The following is a 12,119-nucleotide window of genomic DNA, read 5'->3' as shown; positions in this document are numbered from 1 at the left end:
GTCAGCGCTTTTCACGATCGATCAGGAGCAACGAATCATGGCTGAGATCCTGGTTCTCGTGGACCACGCCGACGGTGTGGTCCGCAAGCCGGCCCTCGAACTGCTGACCCTGGCCCGCCGGATCGGCACCCCCTCCGCGGTGGTGCTCGGCGCCGGCGACAAGGCCACCGAGATCGCGGCGAAGGCCGCCGAGTTCGGCGCCGAGAAGGTGTACGTCGCGGACGGCACCGAGTTCACCGACCAGCTGGTGGTCCCGAAGGTCGACGCCCTCACCCAGATCGCCCGGGCCAACGACGCGGCCGCGGTCCTGGTCACCTCCTCCGGCGAGGGCAAGGAGGTCGCCGCCCGCGTGGCGCTGCGCCTGGGGTCGGGCATCATCACCGATGCGGTGGACCTGGAGGCCGGTGTGTCGGGTCCGGTGGCGACGCAGTCGGTGTTCGCGGCGTCGTTCCAGGTGAAGTCGACGGTCACCCGGGGTGCGGCGGTGATCACGGTGAAGCCGAACGCGGTGGCGCCTCAGGCGGCTCCGGCCGGGGGTGCGGTGGAGTCGGTGTCGGTGGAGTTCACCGGGAACGCGGCGGCGGTGACCTCGCGGACGGCGCGGGTGTCCTCGGGTCGTCCGGAGCTGACCGAGGCCGCGATCGTGGTCTCGGGTGGCCGTGGTGTGGGTGCGGCGGAGGGCTTCGGCGTGGTCGAGGAGCTGGCGGACGCGCTGGGTGCGGCCGTGGGTGCCTCGCGGGCCGCGGTGGACGCGGGCTGGTACCCGCACACCAACCAGGTGGGTCAGACCGGCAAGCAGGTGTCGCCGCAGCTGTACATCGCGGCGGGCATCTCGGGTGCGATCCAGCACCGGGCCGGTATGCAGACCTCGAAGACCATCGTCGCGGTCAACAAGGACCCCGAGGCGCCGATCTTCGAACTCGTCGACTACGGCGTCGTCGGCGACCTGTTCACCGTCCTCCCGCAGCTGACCGGTGAGGTCAAGGCCCGCAAGGGCTGACCCACCGGCCCGTAGGGGTGTTCCGCAGGGCGCGGTTCCCGGATTCCGGGGGCCGCGCCCTGCGGCGTCTGCCGGAAGACCGCCTGCGGGCGGGCCGGTTCGACATAGAGTCCGGGCCATGGGACTGCTGACGGCACTTGAGGGCGGATACGGCGACCGCGGCGACGCGCTGGTGGTCGACGGACGGGCGATGTCCCGGGAGCGGCTGCTGGGAGCGGCCGGCGCGGTGGCGGAACGGGCCGCCGGCGCCGAGGCGCTGGCCGTGCTGGCCCGGCCCTGCGCCGAGACGGTGGTCGCCGTGGTGGGCGGCCTGCTCGCCGGCGTCCCGGTGGTGCCGCTGCCGCCCGACTCCGGGCCCAAGGAGCGGGCGCACATCCTGCGCGACTCCGGTGCGCGGCTGCTCGCCGTGCCGGCCGGCGAGGACACCGGGGCGGGCGAGGCCGCCAAGGGGATCGAGGCGCTGCCGGTGGAGCTGACGGCCCGCTCCTCGGGCGCGTTCGCCGAGCCCGCGCCGGAGCGCGCGGCGTTCGTGCTCTACACCTCGGGCACCACCGGCGCACCCAAGGGCGCCGTGATCCCCCGCTCCGCCGTGGCGGCGGACCTGGACGCCCTGGCCGCCGCCTGGCAGTGGACCGCCGAGGACACCCTGGTGCACGGCCTCCCGCTGTTCCACGTGCACGGACTGGTGCTGGGCGTGCTCGGCGCCCTGCGGACCGGCAGCCGACTGGTGCACACCGGCAGGCCCACGCCCGGCGCGTACGCCGGCGCGCGGGGCAGCCTGTACTTCGGCGTCCCGACGGTGTGGTCCCGGGTCGCGGCCGACGAGACCGCCGCGCGGGCGCTCGGCGGCGCCCGGCTGCTGGTCTCCGGCAGCGCGCCGCTGCCGGTCCCCGTCTTCGAGCGGCTGGCCGCCCTCACCGGCCGGTCGCCGATCGAGCGGTATGGGATGACCGAGTCCCTGATCACCGTGAGCACCCGGGCCGACGGAGAGCGGCGGCCGGGCAGCGTCGGCCTGCCGCTGGACGGGGTGCGCACCCGGCTGGTCGGCGAGGACGGCGGACCGCTGCCCGAGGACGGCGAGACCGTCGGCGAGCTGCAGGTCGCCGGGCCGACGCTGTTCGCCGGGTACCTGAACCGGCCGGAAGCCGACGCCGAGTCCTGGACCGCCGACGGCTGGTTCCGGACCGGAGACGTGGCCGTGATCGGGCCCGACGGCTTCCACCGGATCGTCGGCCGCGCCTCGGTGGACCTGATCAAGAGCGGCGGCTACCGGATCGGCGCGGGCGAGGTGGAGTCCGCCCTGCGCGACCACCCGGCGGTGGCCGACGCCGCCGTGGTCGGCGCCCCCGACGAGGACCTCGGGCAGGCCGTGGTCGCGTACGTGGTCGCCGACGGCGGGGCGGTCACCGGCGAGCAGCTGACGGCGTTCGTCGCCGAACGGCTCTCGGCGCACAAGCGGCCGCGCCGGGTCGTCCTGGTCGAGGACCTGCCGCGCAACGCCCTGGGGAAGGTGCTGAAGAAGCAGCTCCTCGACCTGGGCTGAGCGGCCCTGGCGGGCCCGCGGCATGGGACCGGGCGGGCCCGAGGCATGGGGACCGGGCCGGCGCGGGTACCACCTTCGGTGGCGTGGGGGCCGCACGGCCGGCTCCCGCCGCCCGGCGCGGCTCCGTGCCGGGCCGAGCCGACGGCAGGGAGACGATGTGATCGTCTGGGTCAACGGGGCATTCGGCGCTGGCAAGACCAGCGCCTGCCGCGAGCTGGTGGAGTTGCTGCCCGGAAGCATGCTGTTCGACCCGGAGCTGGTCGGCTCCGGGCTGTGTCGGATGCTCCCCGACGACCGGCTCGCCCCGGTCGCCGACTTCCAGGACCTGCCGTCCTGGCGCAAGCTGGTGCCCGAGGTCGCGGCCGCGCTGCTGGCCGAGGTGCCCGGACCGCTGGTGGTCCCGATGACGCTGCTGCGCGAGGACTACCGGGACGAGATCTTCGGGTCCCTGGCCGCCCGGGGGCTCGCCGTCCACCACTTCGTGCTGGACCCTGAGGAAACGATCCTGCGGGAGCGGATCGAGGCCCGCGAGGAGTACCCGGCGGACCCGGCGGCCAGCGCCCGGGTCCGCGCCCGGTGCCGGGAGAACCTGCCCCGCTACCGCACCGCCAGACGGTGGCTCGACCGCGACGCCCGGCTCGTCGACACCTCGCGGTTCGACCCCCGGCAGACCGCCGAACACCTCGCCGGACTCGTCCGGGACGGCGCCGCCCGCTGCCCGATCGTCCACAGCACCGACAGCACCGCCGACACCGTGGCCGCCGCCGTCCTGCTCTTCGACGAGCAGGACCGGGTGCTGCTGGTCGACCCCGTCTACAAGCCCATGTGGGAGTTCCCCGGCGGGGTCGTGGAACGCGGGGAGGCGCCCACCGACGCGGCCCTGCGGGAGGCCGAGGAGGAACTCGGGCTGCACCTGGAGGCACCGGCGCTGCGGCTGCTGGCGGTCGACTGGGAGCCCTGCACCGGGCCCCGCCGGGGCGGGCTGCGGCTCGTCTACGACGGGGGGCTGCTCGGGGCGGAGGCGCGGGCCGGGCTGCGGCTGCCGGTGGACGAGCTGCGGGGGTGGCGGTTCGTCACGCTGGACGAGGCGGCGGGGCTGCTGCCGGCGACGCGGTACCGGCGGCTGGCGGCGGCGTTGGACGCACGGGAGTCGGGGGAGCTGAGGTACCTGGAGGCGGGGAGGCCGGCGGCGCGGGGGGTGGCGAAGGCGGGGTAGCGGCGAAGCAGGGGCGCGGGGTCGGCCGTTGGCGGGTGCGGGTCCGGGCCTTCCGACGTCGCGCAGTTCCCCGCGCCCCTGATGGGGCGCCCGATGGCGTGCGATGGCGGGCGGGGTGGGGTGGGATGGGGGTATGCCGTTCACGTTGAGTCATGTGGCTGTGGTGGGGGTGTTGGGGCGGGGGCGGGTCGTGGGGGTGGGGCTGGTGGCGGGGGCGATGGCGCCGGATGTGCCGTACTTCGCGGATTCGGTGCTGCCCGGGGTGTACCGGTGGGGTGGGGTGACGCATCGGTGGTGGGGCGTGGGGACGGTGGACGTGGCGGTGGCGGGGGTGATGGCGGCCGGGTGGTGCGGGCTGCTGCGGGGGCCGGTGACCGGGTTGCTGCCGGAGCCGGCGGCGGGTGGGGGACGGGCCGAGCCGGGCAGGCCGGGGTGGTTCGCGGTGTCGGCGGCGCTGGGGGCGGCCTCACATGTGGGGTGGGACGCGTTCACCCACCGGGGGAGGGCGGGCGTCCGGGCGTTCCCGGTGCTGGCCCGGCCGGTGGGCGGGGTGCCGCTGTACACGGTGCTGCAGTACGGGACCTCGCTGCTGGGTCTGGCGGTGCTGGCCCGCCGGGCGGTGGACCGGTACGACCTCGCGGCGGCGCCCAGCGGGGTGAGCCGGGCCGGGCGGCGGGCCGTGGTGGCGGGGCTGGCGGCGGCCGCGGCGGCGGGGGCGGTGCACCGGCTGCGGCGGCGGAACGCCGGGCGGGGGCGGGTGGACGAGGCGTGCTTCGGCGCCGGCGCGGGGCTGGTGCTGGGCGCGGCGGCGTACGCGCTGGGGGAGGCCGTCCGCGGTGGTCGGGCGGGTGCGCAGCGGAAGTGATCGGTTCCGTTACCGGTTGTGTCAAACCCGGTTACGGACAGCGCCGATTGATGCATCATGGGTTACCCGTCCGGCGTATCCCGTCACTTGACGCACTGGAGTAGCCACGTGCCCACGCCCCGCGCGGAGCTGTCCGTCAGAGACTGGCAACTGCGGGACCTGGTCCGGGACTTCCTGGTGTGGCCGACGGCCACCCCGCCGCCGGTGCTGCTGCTCATCGGCCCGCCGGGCAGCGGGAAGAGCACGCTGCTGGGGCTGCTGCGGCCGCGGCTGGCCGAGGTGCCCCACGCGTACGCCGACCTGGCCGCGCCGGCCGGTGCGGTGGAGCTGCCGCTGGTGAGCCAACTGGGCGGGCTGGCCTTCCAGTTGCGCGGGCGGTTCGGCAGCCAGCCGGTGCTGGACCTGAACGCCTTCGGCGCCACGCTGCTGGCCGCCGGCGCCCGGGCGGACGGATTCGACCGGGCCCGGGTGTACCGGGAGATTCGGGACGCGGTGCGCGGGACGGGCCGCGGCGGTGGCGCCGGCGAGGAGGTGATCAGACAGCTGCTGGAGCAGACCGTCAGCCTGGTCAACCCGCAACTCGGCGGACTGATCGGCCAGTTGGTCGGGGTGAGCCGCTCGCTCTGGGAGACCGTGCAGGGCATCCGGACCATCCGCGGCCTGCCGAACGCCTCCCACCGCACCGCCCAGGACTTCGTGGTGGAGCTCAACCGCCAGTACCACGCCACCCCCGGCGAGCGCGCCGCCGCCGAGAGCATCCTGGTCGAGACCCTGCTCTGGGACCTCGCCCGCGCCTACCACCACGACCGCCGCCGGCGCGACCGCACCATCGGCACCGTGCTGCTGCTGGACAACGCGGACTCCGAGGCCGGCCGGCAGCTGCTCGCGCTGATCGCCGCCGCCCGCAGCCGGATGGCCACCGGCGGCGGTCCGCCGGCGCCCCCGCTGCTGGTCGCCGCCACCGCCCGCCCCGGCCGGATCGAGCTGCCCGAGGGACGCGCGGTCCGTGCCGTGGGACGCACCGCCGACCCCGCCCGGCCGATCGCCTCCGCCACCGACTGGCGCTCCCTCGCCCACCTCCACCAGGGCCCCTCCGGCGCCTACTACCCCGTCCTGCTCCGGGACCTGACCCTGGAGGAGACGGTGGAACGCTCCGAGCGCTGGCTCGCCGAGGCGGGCCAGGACCTGCCGCCCTACCGCAGCCCGGAACGGTGGCTCGGCTGGTACGTCCACCGCGCCACCGGCGGCCACCCCGACGCCGTGGACGCCCTGCTGGAGGCCGCCGTCCTGGACCGGCCCGAACTCCCCTGGCCGGAGCGGATCTCCCGCCGCTTCCGGCTCCCCGCCGCCACCCCCGGCGGGTCCGAACCGCGCTTCCCGCCCCCGCTCCGCGGCATCCTGGACCGCGCCCTCGCCGACGTCCCCGCACCGCTGCGCGCCCTCCTGCCCCGGCTGGCCGCCGCCACCGACCTCGACCGCGCCGAGGGCACCGGGGCCCTCTGGGCCGACCACCCCGGGCTGCTGATCGAGTACGCCCGGCTCGACCGGCACCGCGTCCCCCGGGAGGGCTCGCACCGCACCGACGGCGCCGGCGCCGCCCTCCACCCGCTGGTCCGCACCCTGCTGCTGCGCCGCCTCGCCCGGGACGGCGACGGCTGGGAGGCGGCCCACCGCGCCCTGCGCGACGGCGCGACGGACACCGGCGAGGAGAACTACCACGCGCTGGCCCTCGGCGGGGTCCGGGCCGTCGCCCGGCACCTCACCGAGCGGTTCCGGGCCGTGGACGCGCGGCACTGGTGCGCCGAGTACGACCGGATCAGCGCCGCACCCAACCGGCTCGCCGAGACCGAACCCGCCGCCGGCGCCCGCGGGCTGTTCGACCGGCTGGTGGCCCGGGCCGCCCCCGACAGCCCGCTCGCCTCCACCGTCACCCGGCTGCTGGTCGCCGGCTGGCTGCGGTCCGACCCGCTCGCCGACCCGGACGCCGCCCTCGCCGGTGACCTGGAGCAGGCCTTCCTGGAACTGAGCTGGCTCACCGGCCGCGACGCCGACCGCAACCCGCTGCGCGAACGCGCCGCCGCCCACCGCGAGAACCCCTGGCTGTGACCGGAGCCCGGAAGGAGCACCCGTGAGCACAGGCACCATCGACACCGTCGAGTCCCCCCACCAGCGCCGGGTCCGCCGGGCCCGCCGCGCCGCCGCCGCGCTGCTCGTCCTCGCCGTACTGGCCGCCGGCGCCGTGCTCGCCGTCCGGCGGCTCACCGACGACGGCTGCGCCCCCGGCGTGCACCGCGCGGGACCGCACCGCGAGTGCGTCGGCGTCACCGACGGCGGGTACGTCTTCAGCCCCGAACTGGCCGAGATCTCCGGGCTGATCCGGGCGGAGAACCGGGAGGCCGAGGCCGGCGGGCGGTACGTCAGCATCGCCTTCCTGCTGCCGATGACCCTGACCGCCGCCGACAGCAGCACCCTCACCGCCGTCCGCGAGGAACTCCAGGGCGCCCACACCGCCCAGCGGCTCGCCAACTCCGGCCCCACCCTGGGCACGTACCCCAAGATCCGGCTGCTGCTGGCCAACAGCGGCAGCCGCTCCGAGCAGTGGGCCACGGTCACCGACCGGCTGATCGCCCTCAGTACCGGACCCGACCACCTGGTCGCCGTCGCCGGGTTCGGGCAGAGCCTGAGCACCGTGCACAGCGCCATCTCCCGGCTGAGGGACGCGGGCATCCCGACCGTCGGATCCACCATCACCGCCGACGAGTTCGCCGACCGCAGGCAGGCCGGCTTCTTCCGGGTCGCGCCCACCAACTCCGACGAGGGCCAGGCCGCCGCCACCCACCTCAAGGCCACGACCGGGCCCGGCGCGCGCGTCCTGGTGGTCGCCGACCACAACCGGGACGACCTCTACAGCGCCTCGCTCCGCGAGGGCTTCACCCAGGCCGCGAGCAGCATCGGCCTCCCGCTGCTGGACCACCAGGCCACCTACCTCTCCACCCCGCAGGGCACCGGCAACGCCTTCCTCGCCATGAAGGAGGACATCTGCGTGGCCCGGCCCGCCGCCGTCTACTTCGCCGGCCGTGGCCGCGACCTGGGCGACTTCGTCACCAGCATGGCCGAGCGGCCCTGCCTCGGCGACGGCCCGCTCACCGTCCTCACCGGCGACGACGCGGTCAACCTCCGGCAGGACCCGCGAATGCTGGACGCCCTGCAACGCGGCCGGCTCGACGTCCGCTTCACCGCCCTCGCCAACCCCGCCCAGTGGGACGGCGAGGCGGCCGAATCCCCGGACCGGCAGGGCTTCGAGACCTTCCGCAAGGCCTTCACCGGCCGCTTCCCCGCCGCCCGGGACCTGCTCGACGGCCAGGCCATGATGGGCTACGACGCCACCCTCACCGCCGTGCTCGGCATCCGCTTCGCGGCCGGCGGCAGCGGCGACATCCCGGTCAACCCCACCCTCGCCCTCCAGGGCCTGCTCACCCGCACCGGCGAGCACAGCGTCCAGGGCGCCAGCGGACGGATCGACCTGACCCCCTCCGGGAACGTCCGCAACAAGCCGATGGCCCTGCTCCGGCTGCAGCCCACCGGCGGGTTCGCCTTCACCGCGGTGGTCCGCCCGCTGGCCACGGCCGGATGAGCGGACCGCCCCCGGCGGGTTCAGCCGGCCGCGTACCGGCGCAGGAACAGTGCCTCGGTCAGCGCCATCAGCTCCAGCTCGCGCGGATCCACGCTCTCGTTCACGGCGTGGATCCGGGTCCCCGGCTCCTCCACCCCGATCAGCACGATCTCCGCCTCCGGGTACAGCCGGGCCAGCGTGTTGCACAGCGGGATCGAGCCGCCCTCGCCGGCCACCACCATGTCCCGCCCGAACGCCTCCCGCATCGCCGCCGCCATCGCCTCGTACGCCGGGCCCGAGGTGTCCGCCAGGAACGGCTCGCCGCCGCTCAGCACCTCCACCGTCGCATGGGCGCCCCACGGCACCACCGCCCGCAGATGCGCCACCAGCGCCCGCTGCGCCTCCTGGAGCGCCATCCCCGGCGGCACCCGCAGGCTGACCAGCGCCCGGGCGCCCGCCTGCACCGAGGAGGTGGCCCCGACCACCGGCGGGGCGTCGACGCCCAGCACGGTGATCGCCGGACGGGCGTACAGCCGGTCCGCCACCGTCCCCGTCCCGGGCAGCGACACCCCCTCCAGCACCCGCGCGTCCGCCCGGAACCGCTCCTCCTCGTACGGGACGCCCGGCCACACCCGGTCGGAGCGCAGCCCGGGCACCGCCACGTCCCCGTGCTCGTCGTGCAGCGTCCCCAGGATCCGGACCAGCGCCTGCAGGGCGTCCGGCGCGGCACCGCCGAAGCCGCCCGAGTGCAGGTTCCCGGCCAGGGTGGCGATCGACACCTCCACCACGGTCATCCCGCGCAGGCTCGCCGTCACCGTCGGCAGGCCCGCCGCCGCGTTGCCGGTGTCCCCGATCACCACGCAGTCCGCGGCCAGCAGCTCCGGGTGGGCCTCCGCGTACCGCTCCAGGCCGCCGGTTCCCTGCTCCTCCGAGCCCTCGACGATCACCTTCAGCCCGACCGGGAAACCGCCGTCCACCGTGCGCAGCGCCCGAAGGGCCGTCAGGTGCATCAGGATGTTGCCCTTGCAGTCGGCCGCACCCCGCCCGTACCAGCGCCCGTCACGCTCCGTCAGCTCGAACGGGGGGCTCAGCCACGCCGCCTCGTCCAGCGGCGGCTGGACGTCGTGGTGGGCGTACAGCAGCACGGTGGGCGCGCCCTGCGGGCCGGGGAGCTCCCCGTACACCGCCTGGCTGCCGTCGGGGGTGTCCAGCAGCCGCACCCCCGTCAGGCCCTCGGCGGTGAACGCCCCGGCCACCCAGCGGGCCGCCGCGCGGCACTCCTCCACCGGGAACTGCCGCGGGTCGGCCACCGAGCGGAAGGCGACCAGTTCGGCCAGGTCGGCCCGGGCCCGCGGCATCAGCGACCGCACCGTCTCCGCCAGGCTGCGCGCCGCCCGCTCGGGCATCTGTTGGGACATCAGACACTCCGTTGGATCGGTTTCGAACGGTATGTCCGATCATAGGCGGCGACGCGGTCCGGACCGGCCTCGTCCCCGCCCGTCCGGCGCGGCGCTCCGATTAGGATGGGCGACCGTGACTGACACCGGTAGCTCCCCCGATCAGGACCCCATCGACACCGAGGCCACCGGGCCCGATCCGCTCGCCGGCGTGTGGGACGTGGTCGTGGTCGGCGCAGGTCCGGCCGGCTCCTCGGCCGCGTACGCCGCCGCCGCGCAGGGGCGCCGGGTCCTGCTCCTCGACAAGGCCGAGCACCCCCGCTACAAGACCTGCGGCGGCGGCATCATCGGCCCCTCCCGCGACAGCCTGCCCCCGGAGTTCAAGCTCCCGCTGCAGGACCGCATCCACAACGTCACCTTCGCGCTCAACGGCCGGTTCAGTCGCACCCGCCGCTCCAAGCGGATGCTGTTCGGCCTGGTCAACCGGGACGAGTTCGACCTGCGCCTGGTGCAGGCCGCCGAGCAGGCCGGCGCGGTCCTCGCCAGCGGCGTCACCGTCACGGGCATCGCCGAGCCGGAGGCCGGCGGGAGCGGCCCGGCGGACGGCGCCGGGGGCCGCACGGTGTCCGTCACCACCTCCGACGGGCGCCGGATCGAGGCCCGTGCGGTGGTCGGCGCGGACGGCTCCGCCAGCCGGATCGGCCGGCACGTCGGGGTCAGCTTCGACCAGATCGACCTCGGCCTGGAGGCGGAGATCCCCGTCCCCGAGTCGGTCACCCGGCACTGGGCCGGGACGATCCACCTGGACTGGGGCCCGCTGCCCGGCTCGTACGGATGGGTGTTCCCGAAGACCGAGTCCGGGACGCTCACGGTCGGCGTCATCTCGGCCCGCGGCGACGGCGAGCGGACCAAGGCCTACCTGGCCGACTACATCCGCCGGCTCGGCCTGTCCGGGTTCACCCCGCTGGTCGAGTCCGGGCACCTCACCCGCTGCCGGGCCGAGGACTCGCCGCTCTCCCGCGGCCGGGTGCTGGTCGCCGGCGACGCGGCCGGCCTGCTGGAGCCGTGGACCCGCGAGGGCATCTCGTACGCGCTGCGGTCCGGCCGGCTGGCCGGCGAGTGGGCGGTGCGGGTCGCCGAGGCGAACGGCGCGGCGGACGTGCGGCGGCAGGCGCTGAACTACGCGTTCGCGATCAAGGCGGGGCTGGGGGTGGAGATGCGGGCCGGGAAGGTGATGCTGAGCGCCTTCGAGAAGCGGCCGCACCTGTTCCACGCGGCGGTCGCGCTGGTGGACCCGGCGTGGCGGGCGTTCGCCCGGGCCACCCAGGGGCACACCACGTTCGCGGAGGTCATGCGGGACCACCGGGCGGCGCGGCGGCTGGCGTCGATCGCGGGACGCTGAGGCCCCGACGCCGCCGCGGCGCGCACCCCGAGCCCCTCCGGGTCGACGGGGTGCGCGCCGCGGCGGGTCACTCGCAGAGGCGGTCGCCGAGCGGGCTGCGGGCGTACAGGACCAGCCGGCCGTGCCGGGCGCTGGTGACCAGCCGGGTGGCCGCGAGCACCGCCAGGTGCTGGCTGACCGCGCCCGGGGTCACCCCCAGCCGGTGCGCCAACTCGGTGGTCGAGGCCGGTTCGGCGAGCATCGCCAGCAGCCGGGCCTTGGGGCCGCCGACCAGCTGCACCATGGCCCGGGAGTCCGGCGCCGGCAGCGGCGAGTCGGCCAGGGTGGCCTGGCCGCGGGCCGGGTAGCTGATCATCGGCGGCAGCCCGTCGTCGATCGAGGTGATCGCGCCCCGGGCGAAGAACGTCGGGACGAAGACCAGCCCCCGGCCGTCCACCGTGATGTCCGCCTCGGGCCAGCCCGGCTTGTCCCGACGGATCGTCAGCGTGCCGTCCTCCCAGTACAGGCGGCCGTCCAGGTCGGCGAAGAGCATCGCCGCCCCGCGCTCGGCGAGCACCCGGGAGCGGTGCACGATGTCCGCCCGCAGCACGGCCCGGGCCCGCGGCCACCACTCCGGTCCCAGGCAGCGGTCCCAGTACTCCTCCAGGGCGTCGGCGATCCGGGCCAGCAGCCCCGCCGGGTCGGCCAGCCCCGCCGCCAGCGGGGCCGGGAGCACCCGGTCGTGCGGCAGATGGGTGCGCTCCAGCTCCACCCGCAGCAGCTCCGGCGGCAGCGCCCGTACCTCCGCCAGCTCCGACCGGACGTCCGGGAACGGTCCCGAGGGGCGCGGGGTGAGGAAGTCGGGGACGAACCGGTTGCTCGCCACCAGGGAGGTCAGCAGCGTCGTGTCCAGACGCTCGAACTCCGGCCGGATCCGCTCGAACCAGCGGGTCTGATGCACGTACACCCCCGGATGCGTCCACATCCGCAGGCTCAGCACCGCCTCGTGCAGCGGCGAGCAGGCGAAGGACGCCGCGGCCAGATCGGCCAGTTGCAGCCGGAACCGGTACACATCCACCCCCAGGATTCAGGCCCAGCCTAAAT

Annotated in this window: 9 protein-coding genes; 7 read left to right on the top strand and 2 right to left on the bottom strand. The window is 75.8% G+C overall.

What is annotated here, in order from left to right; all coding sequences use genetic code 11:
* Positions 1-37: 37 nt before the first annotated feature.
* The 6 genes from ABWK59_RS07880 (at position 38) to ABWK59_RS07855 (ending at position 8,258) form a co-directional block, all read left to right on the top strand.
* Positions 38-1,000, top strand: a complete 963-nt coding sequence (locus ABWK59_RS07880; protein ID WP_354639079.1) for an electron transfer flavoprotein subunit alpha/FixB family protein — start codon at positions 38-40, stop codon at positions 998-1,000.
* Positions 1,001-1,118: 118 nt separating this feature from the next.
* Complete coding sequence (locus ABWK59_RS07875; RefSeq protein ID WP_354639077.1) at positions 1,119-2,543, top strand: acyl-CoA synthetase; 1,425 nt, start codon at positions 1,119-1,121, stop codon at positions 2,541-2,543.
* A 157-nt stretch (positions 2,544-2,700) separates the two neighbouring features.
* Positions 2,701-3,759: an NUDIX hydrolase gene (locus ABWK59_RS07870; protein WP_354639075.1), complete on the top strand. Its 1,059-nt coding sequence runs from the start codon at positions 2,701-2,703 to the stop codon at positions 3,757-3,759.
* A 103-nt stretch (positions 3,760-3,862) separates the two neighbouring features.
* Positions 3,863-4,624: a DUF4184 family protein gene (locus tag ABWK59_RS07865; protein WP_354639073.1), complete on the top strand. Its 762-nt coding sequence runs from the start codon at positions 3,863-3,865 to the stop codon at positions 4,622-4,624.
* Between the two features lie 108 nt (positions 4,625-4,732).
* Positions 4,733-6,730: a hypothetical protein gene (locus ABWK59_RS07860; RefSeq protein WP_354639071.1), complete on the top strand. Its 1,998-nt coding sequence runs from the start codon at positions 4,733-4,735 to the stop codon at positions 6,728-6,730.
* 22 nt (positions 6,731-6,752) lie between these two features.
* Positions 6,753-8,258 carry an ABC transporter substrate-binding protein gene (locus ABWK59_RS07855; RefSeq protein WP_354639069.1) on the top strand — a complete coding sequence of 502 codons (1,506 nt, stop codon included), beginning with the start codon at positions 6,753-6,755 and terminating at the stop codon, positions 8,256-8,258.
* 20 nt (positions 8,259-8,278) lie between these two features.
* Here ABWK59_RS07855 and ABWK59_RS07850 read toward each other — a convergent pair whose 3' ends face one another.
* Positions 8,279-9,655, bottom strand: coding sequence for a dipeptidase (locus ABWK59_RS07850; protein ID WP_354639067.1), 1,377 nt, complete (start codon positions 9,653-9,655; stop codon positions 8,279-8,281).
* A gap of 115 nt (positions 9,656-9,770) precedes the next feature.
* Between ABWK59_RS07850 and ABWK59_RS07845 the strand changes: the two genes are divergently transcribed.
* The gene (locus tag ABWK59_RS07845; protein WP_420492745.1) at positions 9,771-11,036 is read left to right on the top strand and encodes a geranylgeranyl reductase family protein; all 1,266 of its coding nucleotides are present in this window, start codon (positions 9,771-9,773) and stop codon (positions 11,034-11,036) included.
* Positions 11,037-11,103: 67 nt separating this feature from the next.
* On the opposite strand, the gene ABWK59_RS07840 is transcribed toward ABWK59_RS07845, so the two are convergent.
* Entirely contained in the window at positions 11,104-12,093 is a 990-nt protein-coding gene (locus ABWK59_RS07840) for an ArsR/SmtB family transcription factor (RefSeq protein WP_354639065.1), read from the bottom strand.
* Positions 12,094-12,119: the final 26 nt, after the last annotated feature.

Origin of the sequence: Kitasatospora sp. HUAS MG31 (genome assembly GCF_040571325.1) — a bacterium.
GTDB classification, from domain to species: Bacteria; Actinomycetota; Actinomycetes; order Streptomycetales; family Streptomycetaceae; genus Kitasatospora; species Kitasatospora camelliae.
The sequence above is the reverse complement of the archived record's forward strand: the minus strand, read 5'-3'. Positions and strand labels throughout refer to the sequence as shown.